The 16,210-nt window shown below is 37.4% G+C and carries 16 protein-coding genes; 7 read left to right on the top strand and 9 right to left on the bottom strand.

All coding sequences use genetic code 11. The features are described from left to right. Positions 1-8 precede the first annotated feature (8 nt). From MR062_RS12715 to MR062_RS12700, 4 genes are all read left to right on the top strand, one after another. Positions 9-1,802 (top strand): TonB-dependent receptor, encoded by a 1,794-nt coding sequence (locus tag MR062_RS12715; protein WP_242204855.1) that lies wholly within the window; start codon positions 9-11, stop codon positions 1,800-1,802. 202 nt (positions 1,803-2,004) lie between these two features. Next, on the top strand, positions 2,005-2,958 hold the full coding sequence (locus tag MR062_RS12710; RefSeq protein ID WP_242204851.1) for a Fic family protein: 954 nt from the start codon (positions 2,005-2,007) through the stop codon (positions 2,956-2,958). Between the two features lie 29 nt (positions 2,959-2,987). Beyond that, positions 2,988-3,560: a DUF1287 domain-containing protein gene (locus MR062_RS12705; protein WP_394800542.1), complete on the top strand. Its 573-nt coding sequence runs from the start codon at positions 2,988-2,990 to the stop codon at positions 3,558-3,560. Between the two features lie 67 nt (positions 3,561-3,627). Continuing rightward, positions 3,628-4,338, top strand: a complete 711-nt coding sequence (locus tag MR062_RS12700; protein ID WP_242204847.1) for a DUF6503 family protein — start codon at positions 3,628-3,630, stop codon at positions 4,336-4,338. A 187-nt stretch (positions 4,339-4,525) separates the two neighbouring features. On the opposite strand, the gene MR062_RS12695 is transcribed toward MR062_RS12700, so the two are convergent. Next, positions 4,526-5,221: a class I SAM-dependent methyltransferase gene (locus MR062_RS12695; RefSeq protein WP_242204845.1), complete on the bottom strand. Its 696-nt coding sequence runs from the start codon at positions 5,219-5,221 to the stop codon at positions 4,526-4,528. A 99-nt stretch (positions 5,222-5,320) separates the two neighbouring features. On the opposite strand from MR062_RS12695, the gene MR062_RS12690 reads away from it, so the two are divergent. Both MR062_RS12690 and MR062_RS12685 read left to right on the top strand, forming a co-directional pair. Then, entirely contained in the window at positions 5,321-5,812 is a 492-nt protein-coding gene (locus MR062_RS12690) for a YkgJ family cysteine cluster protein (RefSeq protein WP_242204843.1), read from the top strand. Between the two features lie 546 nt (positions 5,813-6,358). Next, positions 6,359-7,198: a sterol desaturase family protein gene (locus MR062_RS12685; protein WP_242204842.1), complete on the top strand. Its 840-nt coding sequence runs from the start codon at positions 6,359-6,361 to the stop codon at positions 7,196-7,198. On the opposite strand, the gene MR062_RS12680 is transcribed toward MR062_RS12685, so the two are convergent. Next, positions 7,195-8,271 (bottom strand): serine hydrolase domain-containing protein, encoded by a 1,077-nt coding sequence (locus MR062_RS12680; RefSeq protein WP_242204840.1) that lies wholly within the window; start codon positions 8,269-8,271, stop codon positions 7,195-7,197. The two genes, MR062_RS12685 and MR062_RS12680, sit on opposite strands and share 4 nt — an antisense overlap. Continuing rightward, positions 8,268-9,539 (bottom strand): exo-beta-N-acetylmuramidase NamZ family protein, encoded by a 1,272-nt coding sequence (locus MR062_RS12675; protein WP_242204838.1) that lies wholly within the window; start codon positions 9,537-9,539, stop codon positions 8,268-8,270. Before MR062_RS12675 ends, MR062_RS12680 begins: the two co-directional genes overlap by 4 nt. Positions 9,540-9,547: 8 nt before the next feature. Between MR062_RS12675 and MR062_RS12670 the strand changes: the two genes are divergently transcribed. Continuing rightward, positions 9,548-10,783 (top strand): ABC transporter permease, encoded by a 1,236-nt coding sequence (locus tag MR062_RS12670; protein WP_242204836.1) that lies wholly within the window; start codon positions 9,548-9,550, stop codon positions 10,781-10,783. Positions 10,784-10,859: 76 nt separating this feature from the next. On the opposite strand, the gene trpA is transcribed toward MR062_RS12670, so the two are convergent. The 6 genes from trpA to MR062_RS12640 form a co-directional block, all read right to left on the bottom strand. After that, complete coding sequence (trpA, locus tag MR062_RS12665; protein WP_242204834.1) at positions 10,860-11,624, bottom strand: tryptophan synthase subunit alpha; 765 nt, start codon at positions 11,622-11,624, stop codon at positions 10,860-10,862. 30 nt (positions 11,625-11,654) lie between these two features. Further along, complete coding sequence (gene trpB / locus MR062_RS12660) at positions 11,655-12,836, bottom strand: tryptophan synthase subunit beta (RefSeq protein WP_242204832.1); 1,182 nt, start codon at positions 12,834-12,836, stop codon at positions 11,655-11,657. Between the two features lie 97 nt (positions 12,837-12,933). After that, complete coding sequence (locus tag MR062_RS12655; protein WP_242204830.1) at positions 12,934-13,677, bottom strand: phosphoribosylanthranilate isomerase; 744 nt, start codon at positions 13,675-13,677, stop codon at positions 12,934-12,936. A 79-nt stretch (positions 13,678-13,756) separates the two neighbouring features. Then, positions 13,757-14,542 carry an indole-3-glycerol phosphate synthase TrpC gene (trpC, locus tag MR062_RS12650; protein ID WP_242204828.1) on the bottom strand — a complete coding sequence of 262 codons (786 nt, stop codon included), beginning with the start codon at positions 14,540-14,542 and terminating at the stop codon, positions 13,757-13,759. Between the two features lie 10 nt (positions 14,543-14,552). After that, positions 14,553-15,548, bottom strand: a complete 996-nt coding sequence (trpD, locus tag MR062_RS12645; protein ID WP_242204827.1) for an anthranilate phosphoribosyltransferase — start codon at positions 15,546-15,548, stop codon at positions 14,553-14,555. A gap of 81 nt (positions 15,549-15,629) precedes the next feature. Beyond that, on the bottom strand, positions 15,630-16,196 hold the full coding sequence (locus MR062_RS12640; protein ID WP_242204825.1) for an anthranilate synthase component II: 567 nt from the start codon (positions 16,194-16,196) through the stop codon (positions 15,630-15,632). Positions 16,197-16,210 lie beyond the last annotated feature (14 nt).

Raw genomic sequence — 16,210 nt, 5'->3', positions numbered from 1 at the left:
TAAATGTCATGCTGAGCGCAGTCGAAGCATCTCATCAATCAGTAAAAAAACGTAAATCAGAACCTATGCGCAAGCACATCAAACATATAACCGTTATAGTCTTTTTATTAGGCGTTACTTCGGTATTTGCCCAAAGAAAACAAAACGACACTCTAAATACAGGAGTCATCGATGTAGTTAAACCGTATACCCCATCCATATCCGATGCCTTTAAGGTGAAGGAAACACCAACCTTGGACGATGAGGTTACCGATACCAAAAAAGACATTAAGTATAATATTTTTTCAATCCCAGTGGCTTCAACATTTACACCCGCCAAAGGAAAAGCGGCAGTGGTGGAAAAGGCCAAACCGGTAAAATTATACGATAATTATGCAACACTGGGCGCGGGAACCTATACAACGTTTTTGGGTGAGTTGTATTTAAACCATGCCATTAGCAGAACCGAAAGTGTTGGGGGCTATTTAAGCCATCATTCTTCGCAAGGGGGGATTGAGGGCGTTCAGTTTGATGATGATTTTTCAGATTCTAAAATCAATGCTAATTATAGTTCACAACTGCGGGACTTGTCCTGGAATGTCGAAGGGGGCTTTCAAAGGCAAACCTATAATTGGTATGGTATAGAAGATGCTTTGGTTAATTATGCAAAATCGAGAAACATTCAAGTAGACCATTCATATTACAGTGCTCATTTTGGAGGTGATATTACTTTTGAAAATAGCTATATTAATTCTGGGAATTTCTTTTTTAGACGTTTTGGGGACAACCAAGGTTCTGGTGAAAACCGATTCAAGTTTAAAACAGCTATAGATGTTCCAATAAATAGGGAAGAACTCTCTACCGATATAATTTTTGATTATATAGGTGGCACCTTCGACAGAAGTTATGATGCGGGAGAGGAATTAAACTATGGTAATTTTCAAATAGGCCTTGCTTCACAATATGAAATGAAACAAGATGACCTGACGGTTAATTTTGGAGCTTCAGTCTTTTATTTAAACGATAAGGAGAGTGGGGATAATAAGTTTTATATCTACCCTAAGGTAACGGCAACTTACCGTTTGGTAAGCGATGTGTTGATTGCTTACGGTGGCATCGAAGGTGGATTGATACAGAATTCGTATTACGGTTTTGCTAACGAAAACCCTTTTGTGTCTCCTACATTAAATATTATGCCAACCGACCAACAGTATAACGCTTATGTTGGCCTTAAAGGAAAACTGTCCAGTAATATGAGTTATAATATTAATGGTCATTATTTGGCCGATAGAAATAAAGCCCTATTTAAAACCAATGTTGTAAAGAATGTTTCAGCTGAAGAAGATTACCATTATGGAAATTCTTTTGGAGTAGTTTATGACAATTTAGATACCTTTAGTGTCGCTGGGGAGATTAATGTAGATGTCAATAGAAATTTCACTTTAGGTCTAAAAGCAGAATATTTTAGTTATTCAACCGATAATGAAACTGAAGCCTGGAATTTGCCAGATGTAAAAGGCTCCCTGTTTTTAGATTACCAAATAGATGAACAATGGTTTGCAGGAGCCAATTTATTTTACATAGGAGAGCGAAAAGACCAATTGGTACTGGAAGGGGCATTAACTCCAGATGATATAGTAACAAATGTTGTTTTAGATAGTTATTTTGATGCCAATGCCCACGTTGGTTATAATATTAATGATAAAATAGCCGTATTTGCCAAAGCCAATAATATTGTTAACAAAACCTATCAAAAATGGCAGAACTTCCCAGTGCAAGGCATACAGGTTTTAGCTGGAGCCACCTTTAAGTTCGATTTTTAGCAACCTTGGTGTCGTCCTGAGCATGATTGTATTGGATTTTATTTGGTTTTCAGTACCACTTTTTTTTGTCATTTCTTTATGGTTAGTATACTTATAAGTATTGCTGAAATATTTCATAATCCGCTTCCTAATAAGGTATTACATTCTTAATATCGGATAGATGTAATTTTTAGTCTATCCGATTATTTTGTATCTTTGTTAAATGATGAAGGTGGATTTTGCATATAGGGATGAACTAAACCCGTTCTTTGAGCGGTTAAATCAAAAGCTTGTTTTGTTAAATCAGAACAGGCCATTACCAGCTATGGCCCTTGGCAAAATAAAAGAAGCTTTATCTGTAGAATGGACATACAATTCTAATGGTATAGAGGGTAACACCTTAAGTTTAAGGGAGACCCAAATGGTATTGCAGGAGGGGATAACCGTTAAGGGAAAGTCTTTACGTGAACATTTTGAAGCCAAAAATCATGAGCGCGCTATTAACTACCTTTATAAGCTTGTAGAAGAAAACGAGTCTATATCTGTTAAAGATATGCTTTCGTTGCATAGTTTAGTTATGAATTCCATAGAAGAAGATTTTGCAGGAAGATTAAGAAATGGTGGTGTTCGTATAGCTGGAGCCAATTTTGTGCCTCCCAATGCTCTTAAGGTACTAGAATTGTTAGAGGACCTTGTAACTTTTGTAGTAGAGAATCCGTTGCAATTAAATGCTATAGAAATGGCTACGGTGTTCCATCATCAATTTGTTTGGATTCATCCATTTTTTGATGGCAATGGACGTACTGTACGCCTAGCCATGAATCTTTTACTTATGCAGGCAGGCTTTCCGCCAGCTATTATTTTAAGGAACGATAGGAAAAAGTACTATATGGCGCTTAATGAAGCCAATAAAGGACGTTATTATAAGCTTATGTTGCTTATGGCACAGGCCTTAGAGCGTACGCTTAATATATATTTAGAGGTGTTACCAGGGAATTCTTCAGAATATAAAGAGATTTCCAATTTAGTGGAAGAAGAACATTTGCCCTATGGGCAAGAGTATATTAGCCTATTGGCCAGAACAGGAAAAATAGATGCCTATAAGCAAGGAAGAAACTGGCTTACTACCAAAGAAGCTGTTGAAAACTATATTAAAAGTAGAAAGCGTAAACGTTAACTAATAAAATGAATGTTTTTATGAAAAGAATGGTTTTCATTGTAGCTTTATTATTAAGTGTTATTGGCGAAGCCCAAGAAGAAGCCCTAAAGTTAACACTGTCTGACGTTGCTTTACGATTAACCCATCAAAAAGTAACTTACGATCCGAGTTATTTTTCAATAGCCTATCCCAATGGAGATGTGCCAAGCGACAAAGGGGTTTGCACAGATGTTATTATTAGGGCTTATAGGCAGTTGGGAGTTGATTTACAAAAGGAAGTGCACGAGGATATGAAAGCATATTTCAATGAATATCCCAAATTGTGGGGGCTAAAAACGACCGATAAAAATATTGACCATAGGCGCGTGCCCAATTTAATGACCTATTTTAAGAGGAATGATGCAGAAAAACCAATCACACAAAATGCAAAAGATTATATTCCAGGTGATATTGTGTGCTGGAATTTGGGTGGAGCCATAACGCATATTGGTATTGTAGTCAACAAAAAATCAAAAGATGGTAAGCGGTATTTAATTGTACATAACATAGGTTCTGGCCAAGTGTTGGAAGATTGTTTGTTCGATTTTAAAATTATTGGACATTATAGGTATTTAAATTAGGTTTTGTCATTCCTGCGTATTGTCCTGAGCTTGTCGAAGGGAAAGCAGGAGTCCATTTTAAAGGATTATGAAAAAAATAAACATCATTTTCGTTATGCTTTTCGCCGTAACTGCTACTAAGGCACAGGAGCTAAGCGGTAAATCGCTTTTAGAACAATCCATTCAATTTCACGACCCCAATCAAAACTGGAAAACATTTCAAGGCACTTTATATGTGACCATGGAAACTCCCAACAAGCCTAATAGGAACAGTGAAATAGCTATAGATTTGCCCCAAGAGTATTTTTATTTAAAAGCGCAGCAAGGAGATAAAATAACGGAATATACAATCAAGCAGAAGGAATGCACTATTCGATTTAATGGACAATTGCCAACAGAGGAAGAACAAAAAAACAATAATTTAAGTTGTGAGCGGGCACATTTATACAAAAACTACTATTCGTATTTGTATGGCCTTCCCATGAAATTAAAAGACCCTGGAACATTAATAGACCCCAATGTTGCGCGAAAAACATTTAAAGGAAAGCAGTATTTAGTGTTAAAAGTAACCTACGATGAAACAGTTGGGAAGGATACATGGTTTTTCTACTTTAACCCTAAAACCTTTGCTATGGAAGCGTACCAGTTCCTTAAAAATTCAGAACCAGAAACTGGGGAGTATATTCTGTTAAGCGGTATGGAAACCATTAACGGTATTAAAATGCCAAAAACAAGGGCATGGTATTATAATAAAGATGATAAGTACTTGGGGACAGATATTCTAAAGACGCGTTTTTAATTCAAAACCAATAAATATTTAGGATACAATTAGAGATGAAGTCATTGACAAAAGATTGCTTAAGACGTTGTTCATTTCGATGAAATGCTGTCAGTTCTGTAAAGGTCAACTAATTCGAGAACTATTTCAATCGTAAAATTCACTCGAACTGATATTTAGTAACTAGTTTGACCCAAAAGCACAACGTTTAACTCAACCTGACCAGATAATCATAATGCTCACCTTCCATGACCAGTTCGCAATTTAGACCTACAGTATCACAGGCAAGTTTTAAAGTATCAAAATCTAGGTACAACCACTTCATGGGTGTTTCTTTTTCACCTTTATAACTTAAAAAGTAGTCCAGTTCACCATAATAGCCTGCATTAGTGTCTATCCAAAAACCACCGTCGTCATCTTCATACATAAATTTAATATCGGAAGAATCGATTAAAATTTGCCCTTTCGGATTTAAAAGGCTTTTTAAATGGGTTAAGTACTTAGACACCTGAATGAGCTCTTGAAAAATCCCCGTGCCGTTCATAAGTAATAAAATAGTATCGAAGGTTTGGCTTTCATCCAAAACATTCAAAACTTCAGCATGCTTCACACCACGTAGCTTGGCCACTTCTATAGCCCCTTTCGAAATATCAATGGCTTTTACGTCCAACCCCTTGTTTTGCAAATACAAACTATGGTTACCGCTACCACAGCCCACATCTAAAACCTTGCCCTTTGCCAATTGCAATGCTTTTTGTTCCAATAAGGGCATGCCCTTAAAATCACGGAAAAGATAGGGCAGGGGCAATTCATCATCATCCGAAATGCTGGTTGAGGTAATGATGTCTTCTGTATAATTACCCTTATGGTAGTCTAACAATGCTTTTCCAAAGAGGTCTTTCAAAAGTTAACGATTTAATGTCATGTTGAGCGCAATTAAAGCATCAAAAGTTTTAGATGATTAACTTCGTTCAGAATGACAAAGATTAAGTAATTTTACAGCATGCAAGACCTTATAAACAATCTTCCAAAGCAGGCCAAAGATAAGCATAATGAGAACAAAAAATTCTTTGCAAAGCTTAAAAAGAAGCCTCCAAAGAATTTAGATTACATCATGCAAGAATTGCATAATGACGAGTTTAGGCAAACCGATTGCTTGAAATGCGCCAATTGCTGTAAAACCACTGGGCCGTTATTTACCGATAAAGACATTGAGCGCATAGCTAAATTCTTTAAGCTAAAACCACAACAGTTCATAAACCAGTATTTGCGTATCGATGAAGATAACGATTATGTATTGCAAAGTGTGCCTTGCACGTTTTTGGGAGCAGATAACTATTGTAGTATCTATGAGGTTAGGCCTAAGGCCTGCAGGGAGTTTCCGCATACCGACAGGAAAAAGTTTCAGCAAATTTCTAATTTAACCTTAAAAAATGTGGCCATTTGCCCAGCAGCTTTTAATATTGTGGAAGCCATGAAAAAAAGAATAAAATAGGCCATTGCATATGGGAAAAAATAATGGTTCCTAATATTTTAAAGATTTGGGCGTTGCCTAAAGGCCGGGCTTTCGGCAGTCGCTCCTTTCAGGGAGCTCCAACAATGCCTCAATCCCTAACGCAAAGGCCGATACTTACATCCAACATACCGTTTGATATGGAAATCCACCAATCAGCCCAATTTATGCTAAACAGAAGCTGTCTGAAAAGTGATTTATCTTGTCATTCAGAGCCTTTCGACTGTCGCTCAAGACAGGCTAAGGCGAAGAATCTTATTGTGTTGAAAATTAAAGTTTTATTTTTTTAACAGATTCTTCATTTCACTTCGAGTACCTCAGTGACCACATTCAGAATGATACTTTTCAGATAGCCTCTCAAGAATTTCTCAATATGCAGAGTTTAACTTTGTTGAATTTTCAATTTTCCAACTTCCTGCTTGTCGGCAGACAGGTTTTGGATACATACCGACAGTAAACGTCGGTACACGCAATGCGACATAAATTTTCACGTTAAATAGTTAAATTGCAGTTTTAAAACAGTGCTTTATGGAAACCATCCTAAACTATTTTGAAACCATCCCGCCGCCACATCGTATGATCCTTATTGTAAGCGGCCTAACACTGTTTTGGATTATAGAAGGATTTATGCCTTTGTTTAAATTTAACTATAAAAAATGGCGACATGCGATTCCTAATTTATTTTTTAACCTAACATTAATATTGGTTAATATCCCCTTGGCTTTTATGCTATTAAAAACGGCAGATTGGGTTGTTAAGGAAGATTTCGGGATTATCAATTGGTTACCCGAAATGCCTTTATGGCTTTATAGTATTTTTGGGTTGGTTTTAATGGATTTCTTCGGGGCTTATTTACCGCATTTTATAGAGCATAAAGTAAAACCACTTTGGATGGTACATTTGGTGCACCATACCGACCATAAGGTAGATACCACCACTGCGAATAGGCACCATCCTATAGAAAGTGTTATTCGGTTTTTCTTTACACTTTTTGGGGTGTTTGTGGTTGGAGCACCAATTGGGTTGGTATTCTTGTACCAATCGTTATCGGTATTGGCAACCCAATTTAGCCATGCCAACATAAAATTGCCTAAAAAGGTAGATAATGTTATAAGCTACGTACTGGTCTCGCCAGATATGCATAAAGTACATCACCATTACCGAATGCCTTACACCGATTCTAATTATGGCAATATTTTTTCGGTGTGGGATAGGTTGTTGGGAACATTTATGAAACTAGATACCAAAGATATCATTTATGGCGTCGATGTATTTCCAGATGAAAAACAGAATAGTAACATTAAGGATTTGCTCATTCAGCCATTCCAAAAATACCAAAAGCCTACATTCAATCCAGATGAGGGCTAATTGACAAAAATAGCTTCTAGTCGTTCTCCAATATCAAAAATAGGAACGCCCGATAGATTGGTTAAAATAGAAATGACCATCCTTTCCGTAGGGTAAATTAAGAGTAAGGTTGAAGCTCCAACACCACCGCCAGAATGGTTGTATTTGGGCGTATTTTTTTTGGTTTTGCCTATGCCAAAGCCAGTACCATAATGGGTTGGCTTACCAGAATCCAAAACTTGCGAAGTAAGCAATTCTTTTAATGTCGCACTTGATATTAGGGTGGGGACAATAATTTCATTACCGAAACGGATTAAATCTTCCGAAGTCGACAAAAATCCGCCACCAGCAACTTTATATTCATTATTGACTGCTGGACCAAGAATGACTTTATCGGTGCCGTTTTTTACATAAAACTGGGTGCGGTTGGGCATGTTGGAATCGGCTACATCCAAGCCTGTGAATTCCATTTCTAAAGGTTTAAAAATATTGGATTCAACATAGTTTATAAATGGTTTTTTGGCAACCGTTTGAATGACTTCACTCAATAGGTTGAAACCGTATGTGCTGTATTTATAATCGCTTAGGGGTTTAAACAATAAGGAATCGTTTTTAAAGATGGCCAAACCTTCAGTAATGGATAAAGCTTCATTTAGCATAAATTCATTATCCCTATAATGTCTTATGCCCGCGGTATGTCCGCCAAGTTGCCTTAAAGTGAAATCGTATTGTTTTCGTGGATAGTTGGGCAAATAATGATAAAGACTTTCATCTAAATCTATTTTACCGTCATCGGCCAAAAGACCTAAAGCAAATGCCGTAATGGGTTTGGAAATACTCGCAATTCTGAATAAGGTCGTTTTTGGGGAAACTTTTGTTTGTGTTTCTAAGTTCGCATAACCAAAACCTTGGGACCAGATAAGTTTTCCGTTTTTTGATACAGAAATGGCCATACCTGGAATGTTTTCCTTGTTTAAAAAGTGTATGGCCGTTGTGTTTACCTTGGCAGTTTTAGTTTTAATCGACCCTACAGTACTTTTACAAGAGAAAAATACCAAAAGGACTAAGACAAGGGAAAAGGATTTTTTAATCATTTATAGATGAGGTATTTTTTTCTAACCATCTTAAACGCATTAAGGTCGGCTTGCCAGGTGGCTTTAATTTCAGCTTCCGATAATCCCGCTTCAATTTGTTGTTGCAGTTTAGCTGTTCCTGCATGCTTTGTAAAATTAGCGGTGTTAAATACCAAAGTTTTGTCGGTAGCATTATGGTAAGCTTGCATGACCCACTTTAAGGAGACTTCACCATGAAACGTCATATTGCTAAGGTCTTCACCGTAACATAATTCGTTTTTATGTTTTGGGTGTTTTGCACCAAAGTTAGCTACAGGGGTATAGGTAAACGTAAAAACCCGCTTATCCAAAAAGGGAGCACCATAACGTTGAAACTGATATTCGGTGCCTCTACCTGCATTAATATTAGTGCCTTCAAAGAGGCCCAGACTAGGATAAAGTTTTATGGACTGGTCATTAGGTAGGTTAGGCGAAGGTCTTATAGGTAGGCTATACGGGGTATTGTGTGTGTAGTTTTTAAGAGGAATTACTGTAATGTTACATTGGATGCCATTGGCCAACCATTGTTCGCCATTAATCATTTGGGCGTATTCCCCAATGGTCATACCATGAACTAAAGGTATGGGGTGCATGCCTAAAAAACTTTTATTTTCGGGTTCTAATGTAGGGCCGTCTATATAATGTCCGTTAGGATTGGGACGATCTAAAATCAGTACAGGGATTTGTGCTTCGGCACAAGCTTCCATAATGTAATGTAGTGTGGAAATGTAAGTGTAAAACCGTACGCCCACGTCTTGAATATCAAAAAGCACAATATCTAAACCTTCTAATTGAGAAGGAGTGGGTTTTTTGTTGTTGCCATAAAGTGAAACTATTGGTAAATTGGTTTTGGTATCTATACCGTCTTTAACAACTTCACCGGCATCGGCAGTACCACGAAATCCATGTTCGGGAGAAAATACTTTTTTAATGTTTACGTTTAAAGCTAATAACGAATCAACCAGATGGGTATATTTGTGGTTGTTTGAATTATTGGTGTCTGAAGTTCTCGAAGACACCATATCTGTGAAAATTACAGAGGTTTGGTTGGCAACAATGCCAACACATTTATTGTTGAGTAAGGGTAAATAGGCTTCCGTTTGGTTCGCTCCCACAATAATTGTCTTGTTGCCTTGGGGCTTATGAAGTCTTACATGATCTTCATTAGTGTGCTTTTTTATTTTAGAACCACACGAAATCATTGCTAAAAGAAATAATAAAACTGTATTTTTGAACACATTAAAAGTCATAGCCTATTTTGAATTACGAGTATTTTATAGCCAAACGCATTATTGCCAGTAAGGCGTATAAAAGTAGTATTTCGGCACCAATAATAAAAATTGGTATCGCTGCAATTGCCATTGGTATTGTAGTGATGATGATTGCTATAGCGACTGGTGTGGGGCTACAGCAAAAAATAAGGGATAAGGTGGTGGCATTCAATGGGCACGTAACCATTGCTAATTATGACGGTAATAATTCTCAGGAAAGTGTTGTGCCCATTTCCAAGAAACAAGATTTTTACCCAGAGTTTAAATCGGTTGAAGGGGTAACGCATATTCAGGGGGTTGCTACCAAATTAGGACTAATACGTACGGAAACCGATTTTGAAGTTGCAGTTTATAAGGGCGTTGGAACGGAGTATGACTGGCAATACTTTGAAGACTTTTTGGTTGAAGGACGAATGCCCAATCATAAAGAAAAGTGGAGCGAAGAAATTTTAATATCCCAATACTTGGTAAACCGTTTAGGATTTAAGCTTGGTGATGATTTTCAAATGGTCTTTGTAAATAATAATCCAGAGAAAGCTCCTAATCAAGTGAAGTGTAAGATTGTTGGAATCTATAATTCTGGGTTTCAGGATTTAGACAAACAGTATATTATTGGTAATCTACGTCATATTCAACGTTTAAATAAATGGGATGAAGACCAAATAGGGAATTTTGAGGTCTTTATAGACGATTATAATGAATTGGAGCAAAAGGGTATAGAAATCTACAAAAACACCCCATCAACATTAAATACCCAAACGGTGACCGATACCTATTATTCTATTTTCGAATGGATTAAAATATTCGATACCAATATTTATGGCATTATAGGAATTATGATTCTTATAGCGGGGATTAATATGATCACTGCTTTGTTGGTCTTAATATTGGAACGCACCCAAATGATAGGAATTTTAAAGGCTTTGGGCAGTCACAATTGGAGCATTCGTAAGCTGTTTATCTATAATGCGTCCTATTTAATTATTGTAGGCTTGTTATGGGGCAATGCCATTGGGCTAGGATTACTGTATGCACAAAAATATTTTAAGCTGTTTCCGTTAGACCCCAGTGTTTATTACGTTTCCGAAGCTCCAGTCTTTATTAACTTGGGTTATATCGTAGCCCTTAATGTGGGAACCATGATCATGTGTTTGTTGATGCTTTTAATACCCTCATATATCATTACAAAAATATCTCCTGTAAAAGCCATTCGGTTTGAGTAGAAGGAATAAAACCTCACAGGTTTTACTTCGACTACGCTCAGCACTAGTAAACCTGTGAGGTCTTTAAAATAAAGTTTTAACCAATAACGCCTTTCACAAATTCTGAAATAGAGCCAACGCCATGCTCCTTTAGTTTTTTCACAAAAGCACTACCAATAATAGCGCCTTTAGCATATTGTGTGGCTTGGGAAAATGTTTGGTTGTTACTAATGCCAAAACCAACAATTTGTGGGTTCTTTAGGTTTAAGTTAGCAATGCGCTTAAAGTACTGGGTTTGCTCCTCGCCAAAACCAGACTTAGCTCCTGTAGTACTGGCGCTACTCACCATATAGATAAATCCGTTAGACACCGAATCGATATATTTTATACGCTCATCACTGGTCTGTGGTGTAATTAAAAAGACATTTATCAAGCCATATTTTTCAAAAATGGATTGATATTCCTCATGGTAAACGTCAACAGGAAGGTCTGGAATAATCAATCCGTCTATACCTAGCTCTTGACATTTTTCACAGAAAGCCTCTACACCATATTGTAGCATGGGATTAAAATAGCCCATGATAATTAATGGAATGGAAACGGTTTCCCTAATTCCTTGTAATTGATTAAAAAGTGCTTCGGTAGTCATGCCATTCTTTAAGGCTTGGGTGGAACTCTCTTGAATGGTCGGGCCATCGGCAAGCGGATCGCTAAACGGAAGGCCAATTTCAATCATATCGACACCGTTTTTTTCCAAATCCTGAATAATGGTAACCGTGTCATTTAGATTTGGATATCCAGCTGTAAAGTATATAGACAGTAACTTTTTGTTGTCTTGTAATTTTTTGTTTATTCTGTTCATTTTTTCTGTCATTCCTGCGAAGGCAGGAATCTATATTTTAAAATACTCAATATAATTCTGTAAATCCTTATCGCCACGACCAGAAAGGCTCAATACCACGACATCATTAGGATTAAACTGTTTTTGTTCGAAAATGGCCAAGGCATGCGAACTTTCAATGGCAGGAATAATACCTTCAAGTTTGCATAGCTCCAGTCCGGCATTCATGGCCTCTTTATCGGTAATGGACATGAATTCGGCACGACCGGTCTTGCACAAATGGGCATGCATAGGGCCAACACCGGGGTAGTCCAATCCAGCTGAAATAGAGTAAGGTTCTGTAATTTGACCATCCTTGGTCTGCATCAACAGGGTTTTACAGCCATGTATTATGCCTTCTTTTCCTAGAACGGAAGTTGCTGCACTTTCCCCAGAATCAATACCCAATCCAGCGGCTTCAACAGCAATAATTTTTACATCCTCTTCATGTAAAAAGTGATAGTAAGTCCCAGCGGCATTACTACCACCACCAATACAAGCAACCACATAATCTGGGTTTTCTTTGCCTTCATGTTCCTTTAATTGCCATTTTATTTCTTCTGAAATTACCGCTTGAAAGCGTGTAACCATATCGGGGTAGGGATGTGGGCCAATAGCAGAACCAATAATATAGTGGGTGTTTACAGGGTTATTAATCCAATCACGAATGGCTTCGTTGGTGGCATCTTTTAAGGTTTTACTTCCTGATGTTGCAGGAATCACCGTAGCGCCAAGCATTTTCATACGGGCCACATTGGGTGCTTGTCGGGCAATGTCTATTTCGCCCATATATACAATGCACTCCAAGCCCATTAAGGCACAAACGGTAGCGGTTGCAACGCCATGTTGCCCGGCACCGGTTTCGGCAATAATACGGGTTTTGCCCAAACGCTTGGCCATAAGGATTTGCCCTATGGTATTATTTATTTTATGCGCCCCGGTATGATTAAGGTCTTCGCGTTTTAAATAGATTTTCGTGTTGTATTTTTCTGAAAGTCGCTTAGCAAAATACAATGGAGAAGGGCGCCCTACATAGTCCTTTAAGAGTTGGTTGAACTCTTTTTGGAAATCGGGTTCTGCCATTACTTTTAAATACTTTTGGCGTAATTCCTCTACATTGGGGTATAGCATTTCTGGGATGTATGCCCCGCCAAATTCACCGTAGTAGCCTTTTTCGTTTACGTTGTAATTCATGTTATTCTTATCGTTGTCAGGTCGAATGAAATTCTGAAAGAATTTAGTATCGAGACCTAAAACCTCTTCTCGATACAATTCCTATTGAAAATCGGAATCACTCGAAGTGACCTAAATTTATTTTAAACTCGTTTAATAATTCTATATTTTTTAATCCAGGCTCAACCTCAAACTTACTGTTTACATCAATGGCGTGACAATAAGTTGAAGCTTTACTGGTTTTAAAAGCATTTAGTTTTTCAATTTCATTTAAACCAATGCCACCGCTTAAAAAGTAGGGCTTGGTTGATGGATATTTATTTAAAACATCCCAGTTAAAGGTATAACCATTACCTCCGGGAAGTTTGCCTTTGGTGTCGAACAAATAATAGTCGCATACCTTTTCATAAGGTTTTAAAACCTCAAAATTGAATTCGTCTTTTATGGAAAAAACTTTAATGATTTCAAGTGTGTTGTCATGCTCAACTGTTGCACTGGGTTTATCGATGTATTGATTCGACATCTCATCTTTTAAGGAGATTACTTCGTTGTTATGCTTTTGACGGCACTCGGACTGATACTCCTCGTAAAGACATTTTAATTCATTGCAATATTCTGGAGACTCCTTGCCGTGAAGTTGTACAGCTTGTAAGTTATGCTTGTTTACCATGGCCATAACATGGTCTAGATTGGCATCAACAAATACCCCTGTTTTTTTTATTGTATTGGGTAGCGCTGGAATTTCGGTATTAAAAAATCTAGCTGATTTATCATAAAATATAAACCCCAAATAATCGGGTTGCAATGTGGCAACCTGTTGGATGTTGTCTTGATATTTCATTCCGCAGATTTTCAGTTTCATTTGTCTATTGTCATTTCGACATGAGCGAAGCGATTGAGAAATCCCATGATGGGATGTCTCACTTACGTTCGACATGACATTAATTTTCCAATTCTTTTATAAATGTTTTAGCATTTTCACCTGGGTTGTCGGTCTTCATAAAATTTTCTCCAATTAAAAACCCTTGGTAGCCATAGGGTTGTAATTCCTTTATTGCTTCAATATTACTAATACCACTTTCAGAAACTTTTACAAAATCATCTGGAATTAAGGTACTTAGTGTTTTGCTTGTTTCCAAGCTTACGTCGAAAGTCTTTAGGTTTCTATTGTTAACCCCAAGCATATCCAAACTAGGCATAATGGATTTATGCAGTTCTTCTTCATTGTGAACTTCTAAGAGTACATCAAGTTTTAAGCTTTTAGCAAATTCTGAAAATTGCTTGATTTCATCTCGAGTTAGAATGGCTGCAATAAGCAAAATAACATCGGCACCATGAGCTTTTGCTTCTAGTATTTGATAACTATCAATAATGAATTCTTTTCGCAACAATGGTAGGTTACAGCTTACTCGGGCAGTTAGTAAATCGTCTAACGAACCACCAAAATATTTGCCATCGGTTAAAACGGACATGCCACAAGCACCTGCGTTCTCATAACCAGTTGCGACATCGAATACGTTTAGGCTATTGTTGATAACGGATTTTGAAGGCGACCTACGTTTGTGCTCGGCTATAATACCAGAATTGCTGTTTCGCAGTTTTGTGGCCAACGACACAGTTTCTCTGCTAAATAGGACCGATTGCTCTAATTGTTTGGATGGAATGAGGCTTTTCCTGAGAGCAACTTCTTTGCGTTTATCTAATGTTATTTTATCTAGTATGTTCACTCTAAAGCGTTTATTTTTTACTTAATTCTATTAATTTATCTAAACTGGTTTTGGCTTTCCCCGAAAGCAACGATGTTTTAGCCAGTTCAAATCCTTCCTTATGGGTGATTTGTTTGGTGGTAGCTATGGCCAACCCAGCATTGGCACAGACCACATTGTTTTGGGCTTCGGTACCTTTCCCACTAATAACGTTTACAAATATTTTTGCGGCATCTTCAACCGTACTGCCTCCAAAAATTGCTTCTTGCCCTATTTTTGAAGCTCCTAAGTCTTCTGGGCTAAACATGGTTTCGGCATGGTTTGAAATGATTTTAGCTTTTCCGGTAAGCGAAATTTCATCATAACCATCAAGGGCGTGTACAATACTATAGTTTTTATCGGTTTGCTGATACAAATAACCATAAAGACGTTGCAATTCTAAATCGAATACGCCTACCATTTGGTTTTTGGGGAACGATGGATTTACCATGGGACCTAGCATATTAAAAAACGTCTTTACACCCAATTCACGGCGGATAGGAGCTACATTTTTCATAGCGGGATGAAATAAAGGCGCGTGCAATACACATATTCCGGCCTGGTCTATGGTACGCTTTAAGAAATCTTCATCATTTGAAAAAGTGATGCCTAAATATTCCATAACGTTTGATGATCCGCAGGCAGACGATACCCCATAATTTCCGTGTTTTGCAACATTAACCCCAGCACCGGCTGTTACGAACGAGGCTAGTGTTGAGATGTTGAAAGTGTCTTTTCCGTCGCCTCCCGTACCACATAAGTCTATGGCGTTAAAATCTTTTAAATCTATAGCAACACAAAGCTCTAAAAGGGCGTCCCTAAAGCCTTGCAATTCTTCAAGGGTAATGCTTCGCATCATAAACACGGTTAAAAACGAAGCAATCTGGCTTTGGTTATACATACCATTGGATATATTAACCAACACTTGTCTGGCTTCTTCGCTAGTAATGCTTTCGTGGTTTATAAGTCTATTTAGTAATTGTTTCATTTTTTTGTTGTCTAACCCCAAAAAACAAAAGGGGGTTTTGTTATAACTTATTTTTTTACTGTTTACAACAATTGCTTTCTATTAGCTGTTTATCCAGTTTTCTAAAATTTGCTTTCCCTCTGGTGTTAAAACCGATTCGGGATGGTATTGTACACCTTTTACATTGTATGTTTTATGTCTAAGCGACATGACCTGTCCGTTTTCATCAAAAGAAGTGGCCTCCAATACATCTGGTAAATTTGGATTGACTACCCAAGAATGGTACCGTCCTACGTCTATACTTTTATTGAGGCCTTTAAATAAAACTTCATCGTCAACACAAATATTCACTTTTGTGGCTACACCATGGTATACTTCATCCAGATTTATCAATGAGCCACCAAAAACCTCACCTATGGCTTGTTGCCCCAAACAAACACCAAAGATGCTCTTGGTTGGTGCATAGGCTTTTATAATTGGTTTTAAGAGTCCTGCTTCATCTGGGATGCCTGGACCAGGTGACAATACAATCTTATCGAATGGCTTAACATCGTCCAGTGTTAATTTGTCGTTTCTTAATACGGTTACATCGCAGTTTAAATCTTCTAAATAATGCACAAGATTATATGTAAAACTGTCGTAATTGTCTATAACTAATACCTTCGTCATCTTTTTTGTTATTC

It is taken from the genome of Aestuariivivens insulae, from assembly GCF_022662195.1.
Classification (GTDB): Bacteria; Bacteroidota; Bacteroidia; order Flavobacteriales; family Flavobacteriaceae; genus Aestuariivivens; species Aestuariivivens insulae.
This window is presented reverse-complemented; position numbering and strand designations above follow the sequence as displayed.

What these genes read in the sequence shown, in the direction of transcription:
- MR062_RS12715 (WP_242204855.1), top strand. Translation starts at nt 9, where the DNA reads ATGCTGAGCGCAGTCGAAGCATCTCATCAATCAGTAAAAAAACGTAAA.
- MR062_RS12710 (WP_242204851.1), top strand. Translation starts at nt 2,005, where the DNA reads ATGATGAAGGTGGATTTTGCATATAGGGATGAACTAAACCCGTTCTTT.
- MR062_RS12705 (WP_394800542.1), top strand. Translation starts at nt 2,988, where the DNA reads ATGGTTTTCATTGTAGCTTTATTATTAAGTGTTATTGGCGAAGCCCAA.
- MR062_RS12700 (WP_242204847.1), top strand. Translation starts at nt 3,628, where the DNA reads ATGAAAAAAATAAACATCATTTTCGTTATGCTTTTCGCCGTAACTGCT.
- MR062_RS12690 (WP_242204843.1), top strand. Translation starts at nt 5,321, where the DNA reads ATGCAAGACCTTATAAACAATCTTCCAAAGCAGGCCAAAGATAAGCAT.
- MR062_RS12685 (WP_242204842.1), top strand. Translation starts at nt 6,359, where the DNA reads ATGGAAACCATCCTAAACTATTTTGAAACCATCCCGCCGCCACATCGT.
- MR062_RS12680 (WP_242204840.1), bottom strand. Translation starts at nt 8,271, where the DNA reads ATGATTAAAAAATCCTTTTCCCTTGTCTTAGTCCTTTTGGTATTTTTC.
- MR062_RS12675 (WP_242204838.1), bottom strand. Translation starts at nt 9,539, where the DNA reads ATGACTTTTAATGTGTTCAAAAATACAGTTTTATTATTTCTTTTAGCA.
- trpA (WP_242204834.1), bottom strand. Translation starts at nt 11,624, where the DNA reads ATGAACAGAATAAACAAAAAATTACAAGACAACAAAAAGTTACTGTCT.
- trpB (WP_242204832.1), bottom strand. Translation starts at nt 12,836, where the DNA reads ATGAATTACAACGTAAACGAAAAAGGCTACTACGGTGAATTTGGCGGG.
- MR062_RS12655 (WP_242204830.1), bottom strand. Translation starts at nt 13,677, where the DNA reads ATGAAACTGAAAATCTGCGGAATGAAATATCAAGACAACATCCAACAG.
- trpD (WP_242204827.1), bottom strand. Translation starts at nt 15,548, where the DNA reads ATGAAACAATTACTAAATAGACTTATAAACCACGAAAGCATTACTAGC.
- MR062_RS12640 (WP_242204825.1), bottom strand. Translation starts at nt 16,196, where the DNA reads ATGACGAAGGTATTAGTTATAGACAATTACGACAGTTTTACATATAAT.